This window comes from Sphingomonas sp. 8AM, from assembly GCF_902506455.1.
Lineage (GTDB): Bacteria > Pseudomonadota > Alphaproteobacteria > Sphingomonadales > Sphingomonadaceae > Sphingomonas.
The window spans coordinates 1246830-1264461 of the sequence record NZ_LR733844.1; the positions used below are offsets into that span (position 1 = coordinate 1246830).

The 17632-nt window shown below is 67.0% G+C and carries 12 protein-coding genes; 10 read left to right on the forward strand and 2 right to left on the reverse strand.

Annotation, left to right across the window (positions count from 1 at the left end; translation table 11 throughout):
* Window positions 1-4: 4 nt before the first annotated feature.
* From BACI71_RS06190 to BACI71_RS06230, 9 genes are all read left to right on the forward strand, one after another.
* On the forward strand, window positions 5-1192 hold the full coding sequence (locus tag BACI71_RS06190; protein WP_201297309.1) for an alpha/beta hydrolase-fold protein: 1188 nt from the start codon (window positions 5-7) through the stop codon (window positions 1190-1192).
* A 407-nt stretch (window positions 1193-1599) separates the two neighbouring features.
* Window positions 1600-4620: a TonB-dependent receptor plug domain-containing protein gene (locus BACI71_RS06195; RefSeq protein WP_236552845.1), complete on the forward strand. Its 3021-nt coding sequence runs from the start codon at window positions 1600-1602 to the stop codon at window positions 4618-4620.
* Between the two features lie 148 nt (window positions 4621-4768).
* Window positions 4769-5455: a GntR family transcriptional regulator gene (locus tag BACI71_RS06200; protein ID WP_236552846.1), complete on the forward strand. Its 687-nt coding sequence runs from the start codon at window positions 4769-4771 to the stop codon at window positions 5453-5455.
* Between the two features lie 125 nt (window positions 5456-5580).
* Window positions 5581-6948: an amidohydrolase family protein gene (locus BACI71_RS06205; protein WP_159756443.1), complete on the forward strand. Its 1368-nt coding sequence runs from the start codon at window positions 5581-5583 to the stop codon at window positions 6946-6948.
* On the forward strand, window positions 6945-8279 hold the full coding sequence (locus tag BACI71_RS06210; RefSeq protein ID WP_236552847.1) for an MFS transporter: 1335 nt from the start codon (window positions 6945-6947) through the stop codon (window positions 8277-8279). Before BACI71_RS06205 ends, BACI71_RS06210 begins: the two co-directional genes overlap by 4 nt.
* A 17-nt stretch (window positions 8280-8296) precedes the next feature.
* On the forward strand, window positions 8297-9541 hold the full coding sequence (locus tag BACI71_RS06215) for an iron-containing alcohol dehydrogenase (RefSeq protein ID WP_159756446.1): 1245 nt from the start codon (window positions 8297-8299) through the stop codon (window positions 9539-9541).
* A gap of 17 nt (window positions 9542-9558) precedes the next feature.
* Entirely contained in the window at window positions 9559-11025 is a 1467-nt protein-coding gene (locus BACI71_RS06220; RefSeq protein ID WP_236552848.1) for an NAD-dependent succinate-semialdehyde dehydrogenase, read from the forward strand.
* Entirely contained in the window at window positions 11022-13133 is a 2112-nt protein-coding gene (locus BACI71_RS06225; RefSeq protein ID WP_236552849.1) for an outer membrane protein assembly factor BamB family protein, read from the forward strand. The genes BACI71_RS06220 and BACI71_RS06225 overlap by 4 nt, the downstream gene beginning before the upstream one ends.
* On the forward strand, window positions 13133-13582 hold the full coding sequence (locus BACI71_RS06230; protein ID WP_236552850.1) for a c-type cytochrome: 450 nt from the start codon (window positions 13133-13135) through the stop codon (window positions 13580-13582). Before BACI71_RS06225 ends, BACI71_RS06230 begins: the two co-directional genes overlap by 1 nt.
* Window positions 13583-13589: 7 nt before the next feature.
* On the opposite strand, the gene BACI71_RS06235 is transcribed toward BACI71_RS06230, so the two are convergent.
* A complete protein-coding gene (locus tag BACI71_RS06235; protein ID WP_159756452.1) occupies window positions 13590-14366 on the reverse strand; it encodes an enoyl-CoA hydratase in 777 nt (258 codons plus the stop codon).
* Window positions 14363-15550 (reverse strand): CaiB/BaiF CoA transferase family protein, encoded by a 1188-nt coding sequence (locus BACI71_RS06240; RefSeq protein WP_159756455.1) that lies wholly within the window; start codon window positions 15548-15550, stop codon window positions 14363-14365. Before BACI71_RS06240 ends, BACI71_RS06235 begins: the two co-directional genes overlap by 4 nt.
* Window positions 15551-15759: 209 nt before the next feature.
* Between BACI71_RS06240 and BACI71_RS06245 the strand changes: the two genes are divergently transcribed.
* The gene (locus BACI71_RS06245) at window positions 15760-17625 is read left to right on the forward strand and encodes an outer membrane protein assembly factor BamB family protein (RefSeq protein WP_159756458.1); all 1866 of its coding nucleotides are present in this window, start codon (window positions 15760-15762) and stop codon (window positions 17623-17625) included.
* The last annotated feature ends 7 nt before the right edge of the window (window positions 17626-17632 follow it).

Below are 17632 nucleotides of genomic sequence, written 5' to 3' on the forward strand. Positions count from 1 at the left end.
GTCGATGAGACTGGCTTCAGCTATCGCGGTGGCGTGCTCGATCGTAGCATCGGGGGCGTTTGCCCAGGCGCCTGTGCCCGCCGCGCCGACCACAATCGTCGAGGATTTCAAACCGTCGACGCTCAACCAGCCGGGGCAATCCTTTCCGCAGGTGAACTCGCAAGGCTTTGTCCGCTTCCGCGTGCTTGCCCCTGATGCGAAAAGCGTCAAGGTCAGCCTCGGACTGGGCGGGCGCGGCGGCACCGTGCTGACCAAGGGAGCGGACGGCGCCTGGACCGCCACGTCCGAGGGGCCGCTCGACGAGGGGTTCCATTACTACCATCTCACCGTCGATGGCGGGACGTTCAACGACCCCGGGACGCTCAACTTCTATGGCTCGACACGCTGGGAGAGCGGGATCGAGATCCCCGCGCACGATGCCGACTTCTATGCAGTGAAGGATGTGCCGCACGGCCGGGTCGAGCAAATCCTCTTCGCGTCGCCGAGCACGCGCTCGCAGCGCCGCGCCTTCGTCTACACGCCGCCCGGCTATGACGCGGCCGCCCGTACGCGTTATCCCGTGCTCTATCTCCAGCATGGCTGGGGCGAGGACGAGACGGCGTGGTCGAACCAGGGCCATGCCAATCTGATCATGGACAATCTGATCGCGGCGGGAAAGGCGCGGCCGTTCATCATCGTCATGACCTACGGCATGACCAACGACGTGCGCCCCGGCAGCCCGGGCGGGCTCGCCAGTTTCGACATCACTCCGTTCCGCACCGTCCTGGTCGACGAGCTGATCCCCTATGTGGACCGGCATTATCGCACCGTCGCGGACCAGCGGCACCGCGGCATGGCCGGGCTGTCGATGGGTGGGTTCGAAACCAAGCTGATCGCGCCCAAGAACCTCGACACCTTCGGCTATATCGGGCTGCTGAGCGGCGGCACCATCGCGCCGGAGGATGTCGCGGCCGCGCCGGGGTATAAGGACAAGGTGCGGCTGACCTTCGTCAGCTTTGGCGGACGTGAGCTGGAGGCCGGCAAGACCCGCGGCTCGCCTGCGCGGCCGAGCACCGACCCTGCTGCCAATGCCGCGGCGCTTCAACGCGCCGGGCTCAACAGCGTGTTCTATGTCTCCCCCGACACCGGGCACGAGTTTCAGACGTGGCGGCGCAGCCTGTATCAGATGGCACCGCTGCTGTTCCGCGATTGATCGCGTCCGGCGCTGCCGCGTCGCTCGACAGGGTGACGGGGCGGGTATGCGCCAGCACGGGAACATGCGAGCGGAACAGGCGCAAGCAAACGACTCGCTAACGTATTGACAACGAGTTCTCAAAGTATAGGCTTTGATGGTAACGTTACCTTCCTTCGACTAATGGTGTCAGGGTGCGATTCCCACAGTCGAATGATGAGGGCTGATTACGTTCCGGTTCCAATGGCGATAAGCGAAAGCTGTTGCCGGTAACGAAGCGAAGGTCGGTTCTACTGTCGGTCGTCGGCTATCTGGCCGACGAGTGTGAAATTGTGTCGGTCATCTTCGAAGTGACCGGCGCGGATAAGGCGGGTGACCAATGATCGTCCGCTCAGCAGTGACATAAACAAGGGAGCTAGGGGAAGATGATGGAAGCGTTGACCAAGGGGCGTCGCGCCCGGATGTGGACCGGCGTTGCCGTGATCGCCTTGATTGCCGGTGGTGTTGCGCCGGCGCTGGCGGAGGCACAATCGGCACCGGCGGGGCAAGAGGCCGGTGCCGCGACGACGCCGCCCGAGGTGCCAGCGCAGCTCGATACCACGGCAGGCTCGACCGCGCGTGCCGATCAGGCGGGCCAGACCGCGGATGACGACGCGGCGCGCGACGTCATCGTCACCGGCTCGCGCATCACCACCGGCGGTTTCACGGCGCCGACGCCCACGACCGTCATCGACTCCGGCGCAATCGCCGCCAACGCGCAGCCGAACGTCTTCACGACGATCTCGCAGCTGCCGTCGTTGCAAGGGTCGACGGGCACGAGCGTCAACACGTTCAGCACATCCAGCGGTGCACAGGGGCTCAGCTCGTTCTCGCTGCGCGGCGTCGGCGCAATCCGCACGCTAACCCTGATCGACGGGCAGCGCGTGGTCGGCGCCAACGTCACCGGCGTCCCTGACGTCAGCCAGTTCCCGCAGCTGCTCATCAAGCGGGTCGACGTCGTGAACGGCGGTGCATCGGCCTCCTACGGCTCCGACGCGGTCGGTGGTGTGGTGAACTTCATCACCGACACGCGCTTCAAGGGCGTCAAGGGCAACGTTCAGGGCGGGATCACCGACTACGGCGACAATGAGCAGGTGCTCGTCCAGCTCGCCGCCGGCACCAGCCTGCTTGACGACCGGCTGCATATCGTCGGCAGCACCGAATATGCGCGCGACGAGGGCGTCGGCGGCGGTGAGTTCGGTATCGGCCTGGCGGGCGGTCGCGACTGGTTCAAGCAGACCACGCTCGTGAACCGCAACGTCACCAACGACGGTTCGCCGCAATATGTGCTGCGCGACTATGCGCAGTCGATCACCTTCACGAAATATGGCCTGATCACGGCCGGACCGTTGCAGGGGATCGCCTTCGATCAGTCGGGCAAGCCGTTCCAGTTCCAGTACGGCTCGAACGGCGTGCCGTCGCGGACCTCGTCGGGCGCGGTGATCGGCTGTTTCGCCGGCTTCTGTCAGGGCGGCGACCTGTCGGGCAACGTCGATGCGGGCCGCTCGCTGCTGTCGGGGCTGGAGCGGCTCAACAGCTATGGCCGGATCGGCTTTGACTTCGCGCCGAACAACGAGATCTATTTCACCTCGAACATCGCGCAGGTAAAGAGCAACAACCAGCCCGTCGGCGGCCAGAACCGTCCTGCCCTGACGATCCAGTGCGCCAACCCGTATGTTCCCGCCGAGGTCAAATCGGCCTGCGCGACGGCGAACATCACGCAATTCCAGTTCGGCACCAGCAACGCCGCGCTGGGCAACACGCAGGTGCACACCGATCGTCGTCAGTACCGCTTCGTGGTCGGTGCCAAGGGACGCCAGCCGGTGCTCGGGTCGGAGTGGAGCTACGACATCTACGTCGAGCATGGCACGAACCGGACGAAGATCGACGTCGACAACATTCTGCTGACGCAGCGTTACAACGCCGCGATCAACGCGACCACGCTGAACGGCGCGATCGTCTGCGCCAATCCGGTCGCGCGCGCGGCCGGTTGCCAGCCGCTCAACGTCTTTGGTGGCAGTCCGTCGCAGGAAGCCCTCGATTATGTGATGCCGGCCAACGGCCCGCGGCAGCGGACGCGCCAGACGCAGGATGTCGCCAGCCTCAACTTCTCCGGCTCGCCGTTCAGTTCATGGGCGGGGCCGGTCTCGGTCGCGTTCGGTGGCGAGTTCCGCCACGAATTCTACAAGGTCACCGCCGATCCATACGGCGCGGGGATCGACAACCAGCCGTACGACTCGATCTACCCGGCCGATCCGCTGCAATTGCCCGCGGGTAACAACTGGTATGCCGGCAATTACAAGAACGGCACCGGCGCCTACAGCGTGAAGGAGGCCTTCGTCGAGGTCGACGTGCCGCTGCTCAACGGTGAATCGGTCGGCCGTGCGAGCGTCAACGGTGCGGCGCGCGTCACCGACTATAGTACCTCCGGCACGGTCTGGGCGTGGAAGGTCGGCGGTACCTGGGATCTGCCGATCGACGGCCTCCGCCTGCGCGGTGTAACCTCGCGCGACGTGCGTGCGCCCAACCTGTCCGAGCTGTTCGCGGCACCGGTCACCACCACCCAGCCGAACTTCTTCGATCCGTTCCGCAACGTGAACGTGCTGGCCATCCAGAACACGATCGGCAACCCGAATCTTACGCCGGAAATCGCCCGGAACACCACCGCGGGTATCGCCTTCTCCGGGTCGAGCTGGTTGCCGGGCGTGAGCCTGTCGTTCGACTGGTACAAGCTGAAGATCACCGACGTCATCTCGAGCCTGGGCGCGGGCGACATCGTCGACCTTTGCTACCGCAACATCCTGCCGGGCACGTGCAGCGCGTTCAACCTGAACAACCAGGCCGGCCCGAACTTCATCAACGTACAGTCGTTCAACCTCGCGTCGATCGACACGTCCGGGTTCGACATCGAGGCAAGCTATCGCTGGCAGCGACCGTTCGGCCTGCCGGGCCGGCTGACGCTGCGGGCGCTGGCGACGCACATCAGCAAGTTCGTCACCGACACCGGGCTGAACGGCACGATCCCGAACGACACCGCCGGGGTGAACACCGGCAATACCCCCGACTGGAAGTGGCTGGCGGTGCAGACGTACGAGGGCGACAATTTCTCGCTGCTGGTGCAGGAACGCTGGTTCAGCGACGGCGTGCTCGGCAACCAATATGTCGTCTGCCAGCCCGGCACCTGTCCGGAATCGACGAACAAGCACCCGACGATCGACCAGAACTTCATGCCGGGCGCTTTCTACATGGACGTCGGCGGCACCTATAACATCACCGAGGCGGTGACCGCTTATGCAAAGGTCGACAATCTCTTCAACCGCGACCCTGCCAAGTCGCCGTTCTTCGTGAACCCGGCATTGTACGACGTGCTGGGCCGCACCTATCGCCTGGGTGTGCGCTTCAATTTCTGATGACCGGCGAGGCCCGCGCGCAGCGTTGCGCGGGCCTTCGCACCGCAGCATCTTACGTCGATCGTATAAACCCTATATGATCGGGTCCGTATCTTCCTCCCGGACCGGCGAACCCGACTTGCGGCACATCGACACGAACAGCTCTGCCTTGCCCGCCCCCCGCGCTGCGCGACCTGCGCCCGGCCCGACGATGGTGGAGCGCGCCTACGACCATTTGCTCGACATGCTGATGAGCCTGAGGATCGCCCCCGGCGAGCGGATCGCGATCGACACTGTCGCGCGTCAACTCGGCATTTCCCAGACCCCCGTGCGCGAGGCGATGAGCCAGCTGGAGGCGGAGAAGCTGGTCTACAAAATGCCGAACGTCGGCTATCGCGCCAGCCCCCAGATGACGCGGGAAGAGGTGCGCGATCTTTACACCCTCCGCCAGTTGATCGAACCCTATGCCGCGGCCCGCGCGGCCGAGGCGATGACCGACACCGCGATCGCGACGCTCCGCGCGATCGACCAGGACATGTCGGGGGTGGTGGAGGGCGATGCGCGTGCCTATTCGCGCTTCGCCGAAGCCGATGCGGCGCTGCACCGTTTGATCGCGACCGGCAGCGGCAATCGCCTGATCGCCGAGACGATCGAGCGGCTTCATGCCCACCTGCATATCTTCCGCGCGCTTTACGCCACCAACGCGCCGCACGCGGCGGCACGCGAGCACCGCGCGATCATCGACGCGCTGGTGGCCCATGATGCGGGCGCGGCCGAGCGCGCGGTGCGCCATCATCTCGAATGCTCGCAGCAGCGGATGGACGACGTGCTCGCGGAGAGTGCGCCAAGCGCCTGACAACATTCGCTTCACACCGCGTTCCATTGCTTGACAGCCACCGGACCGCTCCGTAGTCAGATCATATAGGATATGACTTGGAGAGGAGTGCGATGCGGCGGATTCGGCCAGCTCGCGCGCGGGCAATGACCCGCGTCGGCGTCGCGTTGGTGGCGCTGTGTCTCGGCGGCGCGGCGGCGGCCGAGACGGTGGTGCTCGACCACGCCACCTTGTTCGACGGAACCGGCAGCGCGCCCCGCGCGGATCAGGCGCTCGTGATGACCGACGGTCGGATCACCTGGGTTGGTCCGTCCCGCCGCCAGCCCGCCACGAAGGACGCCACCGTCACCGACCTGCGTGGCAAGTTCCTGATGCCCGGTCTGATCGACAGCCACGTTCACCTTGGACTGGTCGACGGCGTCGACCAGAGCTTCACCAAATATTATGACCGCGCCAACGTGGAGGAGCAGCTGAAGCTGTATGCCGCTTATGGCGTCACCTCGGTCTATACGCTCGGTACCGACGGCGATCTGATCCATCAGGTCATTGCCGATCAGCGCCGCACCGGCCGGATCGCGACGGCGCGCGCCTATACCGCAGGTCGGGGCGTTGTCTACAAAGGCAGCTATGGCGGCGTGCCCGGACTGGAGCAGTCGGTCGCAACGCCCGCCGAAGCCACTGCCATGGTCCAGCGCGAAACCGCTAAGGGTGACGACTTCGTCAAATTGTGGATGGACGACGAGTTCGGCACGGTCGCCAAGCGCATGCCCTATGAGGTGAGCAAGGCGGTGATCGACGCCGCCCACGCCGCGAACAAGCAAGCGGCGGCACATATCTTCTATTATGACAATGCCGCGGAGCTGACGCGCGAGGGCATCGACGTCTTCATGCATCAGGTCCGCGACCGGGTCGCCGATCCGGCGCTGACGGCGGCGATGAAGCGGCGCGGAACGTGGCAGCTCGCCTCGACGCTCAGTCGGGAGGCGAGCTTTACCTATACGTTGCTGCCGTTCGTCGATGAGCCATTCTTCTCACGCGGGGTCGCGCCATCGACGATCGCCACGCTGAAGAGCCAGGAGCGCCAGCAGAAGCTCGCGTCCTCGCCGCTATTCCCCAAATATCCGCCGGTGCTGCGCAACGCGATGGCCAGCCTCGCCGCCGAGGCGAAGGCGGGGGTGCGCTATGGCATGGGCACCGACAGTGGTCCGACCGCACGCTTCCCCGGCTATTTCGCGCATTGGGAGCTGGAACTGATGGTCAAGGCCGGGCTCACGCCGTTGCAGGCGCTGACGGCCGCGACCGGTACCAACGCCAGCTTCCTGCGCGAGAACGAGAGCGGGGTGCTGAAGCCTGGCAAATGGGCCGATCTGCTGGTGCTCGATCGCGACCCGACGCGCGACATCCGTAACACGCGTGCGATCAGCGCGGTCTATGTCGCAGGGCGCAAGGTGCCGACGATCTGGCAGACCTGCACCGGCCGCGCCGCCGACGCCTGCGGCACGACGCGCCCGTGAGCGCCTCGGGCGCTATGGTCGAGCCGGCGGCGCCTGGCGTCGAGAGCGCGGGCGAGCAGGCCGTGCGGCCGACGCGGGTGCGCCACGCGGTGCTGTGGCTCACCGTCCTCGCCTATCTCATCACCTATATGGACCGGGTGGTGATCGCGACCGCGGCGCCGTCGATCCAGAAGGAATATGGCTTCTCGCTCGTCACGATGGGCTGGATCTTTGCCGCCTTCCAGTTCGCCTACGCGCTGTTCCAGATCCCGGGCGGCTGGCTCGGCGACCGGTTCGGGCCACGCCGCGCGCTGACCGGCGTGGTGGTGTGGTGGTCGACCTTTACCGCGGCGACCGCGCTGACCTGGTCCGCAGGCTCGATGATGGTCTGCCGGTTTCTGTTCGGGATGGGTGAGGCGGGCGCGTTCCCGATCGCCACCCGTTCGCTGTCGCGCTGGATGCTACCCGCCGAGCGCGGCTGGGCGCAGGGACTTACCCATGCCGGCGCGCGGCTCGGCGGAGCGGTGACCCCGGTGTTCGTCGCGCTGCTCATACTCGATTTTGGCTGGCGGATGCCCTTCCTGCTGTTCGCGAGCGTCGGGCTGATCTGGGCCTTCGCGTGGTTCGTCTATTATCGTGACGCGCCACGCGAACACCGCGGCGTCAACGCAAGCGAGCGCGCGATGATCGAGGAGGCGCTCGGTACGGGGCCAGCCCGTGCCAAGGTGCCGTGGCGCCGGTTGCTGCGCCTGCCGCAGCTGTGGACGCTGTCGGCGATGTATTTCTGCTACGCTTACTGCATCAACATCTTCCTGACGTGGTTTCCCAAGTACCTGCACGACGCGCGCGGCTACGACCTCGCAGTGATGGGGCTGTTCGCCAGCCTGCCACTGATGGCGGGCGTCGTCGGTGATCTCGCCGGTGGCTGGACGTCGGATCTGCTGGTGAAGCGCGGGGCGGGGCTGAAGCTCGCGCGGCGTGCGGTGGCGGTGACGGGGTTCGTCATCGCCGCGACGATGATGCCGCTCGCCGCCGCGATCGACGCGCCGGTGGCAAGCATCATCTGCTTCTGCGTCGCGGTGTTCGGGCTCGAGTTGACAGTCGGCGTGTCGTGGGCCGTGACGCTCGACGTCGGCGGCGAGTTTGCAGGGTCGGTGTCCGCGATGATGAACACGCTCGGCAACCTCGGCGCGGCGATCGCTGCCGCGGTGACCGGCTATATCGTAACGGTCAGCGGCTGGTTTCCCGCTTTCATGGTGCTCGCGGTGCTCTGCGCGATCGCCGCTCTTCTGTTCCTGCGGATCGACGCGTCGCGGCAGCTTATCGCCGCCGAGGAGGTCGCCGCGGCATGATGTATGGAGATACTCGCATGACGTCCGATCCGACCGCGCCCGCCCTGTTCGGAGCGGCGCGCCTGCCGCGCGCGATCCTGTTCGGTCGCGGCCAGCGCGCCGCACTCGGTTCGGCGAGTGCGCGGCTCGGTCAGCGCGCGCTGGTCTGCACCGACGAGCGTCAGGCCGCGCAGCCCGAATTCACCGCGATGCTCGCGGACCTTGCCGCGCATGGCGTCGGGACGCGCGTTTTCGACGGCACCGTCCCCGATCTGCCGCTGCGCTCGATTGACGCCTGTGTCGCTGCCGCGAACGGTTTCGACGCCGATGTGGTGATCGGCGTCGGCGGCGGCAGCTCGCTCGACCTTGCCAAGGTTGCGGCAGTGTTGCTCACCCATGGCGGCAGCGTGCGTGACTATTATGGCGAGTTCGCGGTGCCCGGTCCGGTGATGCCACTGGTAGCGGTGCCGACCACCTCGGGCACAGGATCGGAGGCGACCCCGGTGGCGGTGGTCGCCGACGAGGAGCGCGGCGCGAAGGTCGGGATCGCCAGCCCGCACCTGATCGCGCAGGTGGCGATCTGCGACCCCGAGCTGACGGTCAGCTGCCCGCCTGCGCTCACCGCCTTTTCGGGTGCGGACGCGCTGACCCATGCGGTCGAAGCCTATACGACGCTGGCGCGGCCGATCGATGCACTGCTGACCGAGCAGCACGTGTTCGTCGGCAAGAACGTGCTGTCGGATCATTTCGCGACGCTCGCGGTGACCAACGTGTTCCGCTATCTCGAACGCGCGGTGGTTGACGGCAGCGATATCGAGGCGCGTGAGGGTGTGATGCTGGCCTCGCTGGCGGCGGGATGTGCCTTCGGCACCGCCGGCACCGCGGCGGCGCACGCGCTGCAATATCCGGTCGGCAACCTGACGCACACCGCGCACGGGCAGGGGGTTGCGACGCTGCTGCCCTATGTAATGCAATTCAACCGCCCGGCCTGTGCCGACGGGTTCGCCGAGCTGGCCCAGCTGGTCGGGATTGCGGGTACGACGCCCGCCGATCGCGCGCAGGCGTTCATCGACGCCGTCGACGCCTTGTTCCAGCGGATCGGCATCCCGAGATCGCTCGCCGACCTGGGGCTGCGTGCCGATCAGCAGGACCATGTTGCGGAATATTCGCTGAACGCGGCGCGGCTCATCAAGAACAACCCGCGGCCGCTCGACCTCGCCGCGATGCAGACCATCACGCGCGCCGCCTTCGCCGGCGATCGCGCCACGCTCCTTCACGCCTGATGCACGGAACGCTTTCGATGACCAGCTACACACCGCCGGGCGACGGCCCGTTCGCCATCCCCACCGGCCTGCTGATCGGCGAGCGCTGGACCGCCGCCGCGAGCGGTGCGACGATCGCGGTCGATGATCCCGCCACTGGCGCGACGCTCACCGCGGTCGCTGACGCGGCAGTGGAAGAAGGGATCGCGGCCGTCGACGCCGCCGCTGCCGCCGCTGCGGGCTGGGCCGCGACCGCGCCACGGAAGCGCGCCGAAGTGCTGCTCGCCTGTTACCATGCGATGATGGCGCAGCAGGAATGGCTAGCGCAGCTGATCGCGCTGGAGAACGGCAAGGCGCTGCCGGATGCGCGTGGCGAGGTGGCCTATGCCGCCGAATTCTTCCGCTGGTATGCCGAGGAAGCGGTGCGCATTCCCGGCGAGCTGGGCACGTCACCCGCGGGCGGCAACCGCATCATGGTGCAATATCAGCCGATCGGCATCGCACTGCTGATTACGCCATGGAATTTCCCGGCGGCGATGGCGACGCGCAAGATCGCGCCGGCCTTGGCAGCGGGCTGCACCTGCATCCTCAAGCCCGCGTCGGAAACGCCGCTGACCGCGCTGGCGGTCGCCGAGATCATGCGCCGCGCCGGGGTGCCGGCGGGGGTGGTCAACGTCGTCACCACCAGCCAGCCCGGTCCGGTGTGCAGCGCGATCCTCCACGACCCGCGTGTGCGCAAGCTTTCCTTCACCGGCTCGACGCAGATCGGCCGCGTGCTGCTGCGTGAAGCGGCGGATCAGGTGATCAGCTCGTCGATGGAGCTGGGCGGCAACGCGCCGTTCGTCGTGTTCGATGACGCCGATCTCGACGCCGCGATCGAGGGCGCAATGATTGCCAAGATGCGCAACGCCGGGGAGGCGTGCACCGCCGCCAACCGCTTCTACGTCCAGCGCGGCATTCACGACGCGTTTGTGACCAGGCTGGTCGAGCGGATGGGTGCGCTGACGGTCGGTCCCGGCACCAATCCGGCCACGCAATGCGGCGCGATGATCAACCGCAAGGCGGTCGACAAGATCGAGCGGCTCGTCGCCGATGCGGTGGGCAAGGGCGCGCGCGTCGCGCTGGGCGGCGAGACCCCCGCTGGCGATGGCTATTTCTACCCGCCGTCGGTGATCGCGGACGTGCAGCCCGGTTCGGAGATCCTGCGCGAGGAAGTGTTCGGCCCGGTCGCCGCGGTGACCGTCTTCGACACCGTCGACGAGGCGGTCGCGCTCGCCAATGACACCGAATACGGCCTCGCCGCCTATGTCTATTCGGGCGACCTCAAGCGCGCGCTGGCGGTGGCTGAGCGGATCGAGTGCGGCATGGTCGCGGTCAACCGCGGGCTCGTCTCCGACGCCGCCGCGCCGTTCGGCGGCATGAAGCAGAGCGGGCTGGGCCGCGAGGGATCGCACCACGGCCTGCTCGAATATTGCGAGGCGAAATACATCGCGGTGACGTGGTGAGCGCCCCGGTGTTCACGCGCCGCCAGTTGCTCGCGGGCACCGCCGCCTCCGCGCTGGTTTTCGCGATCGATCCGGCGGCGCTCGCCGCGCCTGTACAGGACGCCGACGCCACGGCGCCCGATACCGAGTGGCGTAGCTATGCCGCCGACAAGGCGAACACCCGCTACTCGCCACTCGACCAGATCAACGCCGACAACTTCAACGATCTGGAGATCGCGTGGAGCGTCAAGACCGACGTCTTCGGCGCCCGCAAGGAATACCAATTCGAGCCGACCCCGCTGATCGTCAAGGGGCGGCTGTTCCTGCCCGCCGGCTCGCGCCGCGATTGCGTCGCGCTCGACGCCGCGACCGGCGAGCTGCTGTGGATGCACCGCGTCGACGAGGGCCAGCGCGCGCTCAACTCGCCGCGTCAATTGTCCGGTCACGGCGTGTCCTATTGGACCGACGGCAAGGTGGAGCGAATCCTCTATGTCACGATCGGCTATCAGCTGGTCTCGCTCGACGCCAACACCGGCATTCCTGACCCGGCGTTCGGCAACAATGGCGTCGTCGATCTGAAAAAGGACTTCGATCAGGAACTCGACCTCGACACCGCCGATGTCGGATTGCACGCCACGCCAATGGTGGCGCGCGATACGGTGGTGGTGGGCGCGGCGCATACGGCGGGCGACGTGCCGGCGGTGCGCAAGAACGTGAAGGGCTATATCCGCGGCTTCGACGTGCGCACGGGCAAGCGCAAATGGATCTTCCACACGATCCCGCGCAAGGGCGAGTTCGGCTACGACACCTGGCTGAACGGCGACGCGGACGAGGCGGGCAATGCCGGGGCGTGGGCCGAAATGTCGGCGGACGAGGAGCTGGGACTGGTCTATGTTCCGGTCGAGCTGCCGACCGGTGACGAGATGGGCATGTTCCGCCGCGGCAACGCGCTGTTCGGTGAGTCGCTGGTCGCGCTCGATCTCGAGACCGGGCGGCGGCGCTGGCATTATCAGATGGTGCATCACGGGCTGTGGGATCGCGACATCCCGTGCGCACCGATCCTGTGCGACATTCCGGTGAACGGGCGCACCGTCAAGGCGCTCGCCCAGCCGACCAAGCAGGCCTTTCTCTACGTGCTCAATCGCGAGACGGGCGAGCCGATCTGGCCGATCCCCGAGCGAAAGGTGGAGCGCGGCGACGTGCCCGGCGAATGGTACAGCCGGACACAGCCGGTGCCGTCGAAACCGCCCGCCTATGATGTGCAGGGCGTTACCGAGAACGACCTGATCGACTTCACCCCCGAGCTGCGCGCGAAAGCGGTCGAATTCGTCAAATCGTACAAGATCGGACCGCTGTTCACCCCGCCGGTGGTCAGTAAGCCCGGGCGGTGGGGGACGATCTCGGCACCCGGCATCCAGGGTGGCACCAACTGGCCCGGCGGCTGCTACGATCCCGAAACCCATATGGTCTATGTCTATTCGAAGACGCAGCCGTCGCTCATAGGGATCGTGCCCAACGACGACCCGAAAGTCTCCGAGTTTCCGCAGGTCCACGGCGTCGCCGGCCGCGAGGCGCGCGCGATGCCGGCGATGGGCGCGGCGCGTGCGGGGATGCGCAACATGGAGGCGCCACCCGCTTCGCCACCGGCCGGCGGCGCTCCCGCAGGGGCATCGAAGGGACCGCCGCCGGGCTTCCTCGCCGTCGACGGGCTGCCGTTGCTCAAGCCACCTTATGGCCGGATCACCGCGATCGACCTGAGCAAGGGTGATCTCGCCTGGCAGGTCGCGCACGGCGAGACACCCGACAATGTCCGCAACCATCCCAAGCTCAAGGGGCTCAAGATCCCGCGGACCGGACGCGCCGGCAATCTCGGTCCGCTGGTGACCAAGACGCTGGTGATCTGCGGCGAGGCCGGCTTCTACACCAACGAATATGGCATTCGCGGCGCGATGCTACGCGCCTATGACAAGGCCACCGGCGAGGAGAAAGGCGCGGTGTACATGACCGCGCCGCAGAGCGGATCGCCAATGACCTACCGGCTGAAGGGCCGGCAATATATCGTCGTGGCCACAGGCGGCGGCAATGCCAGCGCGGAGCTGGTCGCCTACCGTTTACCGGGAGCAGCGTGATGATCGAGCGAGTGACGAGATATGGCGGCTGGCTGTTCGGCGCGGCGGCGCTGACGCTCGGCAGTGCGGTGATGGTCCGCGCGCAGGGCGGGCAGCGCGACGTCTGGAACGGCGTCTACACCGCCGAGCAGTCGGCGCGGGGCAAGGTCGCCTACGCGGAGAATTGCGCCGCCTGCCACGGCGATACGCTCGCGGGTATCGATGTCGCGCCGGCACTGGCCGGAGGCGGCTTCCTCAACAACTGGACCGGTACGTCGGCCGGCGATCTGTTCTCGCGGATCAAGACGACCATGCCGCTGAGCGCGCCGGGCAGCCTGAGCGGGAAGACCGTCGCTGACATCGAAGCCTATATGTTCGAGGTCAACGGCTTCCCCGCGGGCAAGCTGCCGCTGCCGCCAAGCCAGCCGATGGCCGCGGGGATCATGATCGCGCCGAAGCCGGTCGGCTAGGCCCGCTTCACTCGCCGCGCCACGCCGGCACGCGCTTCGTTTTGGCGAGGAAGTCCGCAACGCCGCGCCGGAAGTCCTCGCTGCCATAGACCTGCTCAATCAGCGGTTCGATCGCGGGCAAGGCATCGAAGGTCATCCGCCGCAGCGTCTCCTTCGTGACCCGCGTCGTCAGCGGCGCATTCTCGGTCGCGCGCGCACACAGCGCCGCGATCTCGGCATCGAGTGCGTCACGCTCGACGACCTTCAGCAGGAACCCGCTCGCGCGCAGTTCCTCGGCACCGACGATCTCGCCCAGCAACACCATTCGCCGCGCGACCGCCACGCCCACCGCGCTGCCGATCCGCGCCACGCTGGCGGCGGAAAGGCAATTGCCGATCGTGCGTCCGATTGGCGAGCCGAAGCGTGCGTCGGGGGTCGCGATGCGGAAATCGCATGCCGCGCTGATATTCAGCCCGCCTCCGACCGCCCAGCCTTCCACCACCGCGATCGTCGTGCAGGGAATAGCATCGACTGCGCCCATGCAGTCGTCGATCTCGCGCTCATAGGCGACGCCCTGCGCGCCTTCGGTGTAATCGGCGAATTTTGTGATGTCGGTGCCTGAGATGAACGCCTTGCCGCCGGTGCCGCGAAACGTGACCACCCGTACGTCCGGATCTTCGGCAATCGTCCGCGCCGCGTCACGCAGCTGGAGCCACATCGCACCGGTCAGCGCATTGTGCGCCGCCGGGTTGTCGAAGCGGACGTGGACCGCCGCGCCGTCGCGCGTGACGACGAGGCCGCTCACGCCGCCGCCTCAGCCGCGGCGGGCAGCAACCCGCGCTCCGCCAATTCGCGGCGGATTTCGGCGTCATGCTCGTTGAGCAGGGGCGGGGGCAGGCGCACCTCCTGCGGCGTACCGCGCATCTTGACCGGGAAGCCGAGCGCCTTGAACTCGCCCTCGACCGGATGCGGCACCTGCATCACCATGTCGCGCGCGACCGCCTGTTCGCTGGCCACCGCCTCGCCATAATCGAGGATCGGTGCGGCAGGCACTCCGGCGGCGAGCAGCGCATCGATCCATTCCTGACTGGTGCGCGTCAGGAAGGTCGGCGCGAGGTCGTCGATGAGAAGCTGGCGGTTGGCGACGCGCGCGGCATTGGTGGCGTAGCGCTCATCCTCCTGCAGCTCGGGGCGTCCGATCACCTTGATGAAGGTGACCCACAATCCCTGGTTCGCCGCGCCAATCACGAACCAGTCATCCGATGCGCGCACCGCCTGATAGGGGGCGGACATGCGATTGGCCGAACCAATCGGTGCCGGCGCGCACCCGGTACCCCAATATTCAGTCGTTTCCCAGATCGAGAGCCCCATCGCCGCCTCGAGCAGCGAGGCGTCGATATACTGACCGCGGCCGGACGTCTGGCGCCCGATCACCGCGCTGAGAATGCCGTAGACCGAGAAGAGCCCGGCGCCGAGATCGGCGACCGCGATCGAGTTCTTGGCAGGCTCCATGCCGGGAAAGCCATTCGAGCTGAGCACGCCCGACATCGCCTGCGCGATCAGGTCGAAACCCGGGCGCTGCGCCCATGGGCCGGTTTGGCCGAAGCCCGAAATGCTGGCGTAGATCAGCCGCGGGTTGAGTGCGGCCAGCGTGTCGTAATCGATGCCGAGCCGCTTCGCGACGCCGGGGCGGGCGTTTTCCACGACGATGTCGGCGGTCTGCACCAGCGCATAGAGCACGGCGCGGTCGGCTTCGTCCTTGAGATCGAGCGTGATGCTGCGCTTGTTGCGGTTGAGCGCGAGGAAACCAGGGCTGTCCTCACCCTTCAGCCGGAAGCCCATGGAGTGACGTGTCGAATCGCCGGTGCGTGGCGGCTCGATCTTGATGACGTCGGCGCCCATGTCGCCGAGCAGCATGCAGCAGAACGGTCCCGCCATGACTTGCGAGATATCGAGGACCCTCAGTCCCTTCAGCGGCAACTCCGACATGCGCAATCTCCTCTCCCCCTGATCGACCGATGTAAGCGGACGATCAACACGGATCATATTGTATAGGATCGTGCGGCTTGCTAGCACCGTTGAAATGACAGGACAACGTTGCGGCTGCTCGACTCGGAACGCAACGTCGCCGGACAGGAGAGTGGAGCGTGGCGAGCAGGATCAGGCGGCGCATAGGAGCCGTCGCACGAACAGGGACGATGATCGCCGTCGCGCTCGCGCCGACCGCGCCCGCCATGGCGCAGCCCAAGGGCGACTGGCAGGGTTATGGCCGTGACGAGAGCCACGCCCGCTTCTCGCCGCTGACCGAGATCACGCCTGCGAACGTCTCCAGGCTGCGGCAGGTCTGGACCTATCACATGCGTCCGGCGGGCACGACCGGTGAGACGATCCCGATGCCCGACAGCGTTCCGGCGAAATTCCGGACCGGTTTCTCCGCGTCCGAGGCGACGCCGCTGGTGGTGAAAGGCGTCATGTATTTGGCGACGCCGTACAAGCGCGTCGTCGCGCTCGACGCGACGACAGGCAAGGAGCGCTGGGTCTTCGCGCTGCCCGGCAACGACCAGCCGTCGACGCGTGGCGTCGCTTACTGGCCGGGCAGCAAGGGGACGGGCGCGCGGATCGTCTTCGGCACGCGCACGGGCAAGCTGTATGCGCTCGACGCGGCGACCGGCCAGCCGGCCACGGATTTCGGCGCGGCCGGTGCGGTCGACATGAAGACGCCCGAGGTCATGAACGGCACGCGCGCGCCGCTGGGGATGAGCAGCCCGCCCGCGATCTACCGCGACGTCATCATCACCGGCTCGCGCGTGCAGGAAATGCCGGTGAAGGGTGCGGCCGGCGACGTGCGCGGCTGGGACGCGCGCACCGGCAAATTGCTCTGGACCTTCCACACCATTCCGCAGCCCGGCGAGCCGAACTTCGGCACGTGGGAGGGCGATAGCTGGCAGAAGCGCTCGGGCGTCAACGTCTGGACCTTCGTGCTCGTCGACGACAAGCGCGGCATCGCCTATCTGCCGGTGGGCGCGCCGACTTTCGATCGCTGGGGCGGCGATCGAAAGGGACAGAACCTCTATGGCAACTCGATCGTCGCGGTCGAGGCGGCGACCGGCAAGTATCTCTGGCATTTCCAAACCGTCCATCACGACATCTGGGACGTCGACCTGCCGAGCGCGACGCTGATCGAGGTACGCCGCGGCGGCCGCACGATCCCGGCGATCGCGGTGATGAACAAGACCGCGATGATGTTCATCCTCGACCGCGTCACCGGCAAGCCGCTGTACGACGTGCGGGAGGTGCCGGTGCCGACCGACACCGACGTGCCCGGTGAGCAGCCATGGCCGACGCAGCCGATACCGGTGAGCCCGCCGCCGCTCGCCCGGCTGAGCTATGCCGCGGCCGATCTGGTCGATGGGCCTCCGGCGCATCGCGCCGTGTGTGAAAAGCTGGTGGCCGATCTTTCCGTTGCGCCGAGCAAGGCCTTCCAGCCGCTGCGCGCCGATACGGCGGTCAACTTCTTCCCGGGCAGCCTTGGCGGGGTTGACTGGGGCGGCGGCGCGTTCGATCGCAAGAGCGGGCTGTACGTCATCAACATCAACAATCTCGCCAGCCCGCAGCAACTGGCGCAGCAGCCCGACGGTAGCTGGGGAATGAAGGCCGGCTACGCCTATTTTCAGGATCCCGAGACCGGCACGCCGTGTCAGAAGGGGCCGTGGGGCGAGTTGGTCGCGGTGAACGTCGACACCGGGGCGGTCGCGTGGCGCAAGGTGCTCGGAACGAATGCCGACCCGGCCTTTGCCGCGAATGGCGTGATCAGCGCGGGCGGCCCGATCACCACCGCGAGCGGGCTGACCTTCATCGGGGCGACGCGCGACGCGACGATCCGCGGCTTCGACACGAAGAGCGGTGCGTTGCTGTGGTCGGCGCCGCTGCCCGCCTCCAATTACGGCACGCCGATGACCTATCGCGCCGCGGACGGCCGCCAGATGCTCGCCGCGGTCGCGACCGGCGGATTCGCTGCCCAACCCGCGACCAGCGACCAGGTGGTCGCGTTCGCCGTTCGCTGAGGAGAGT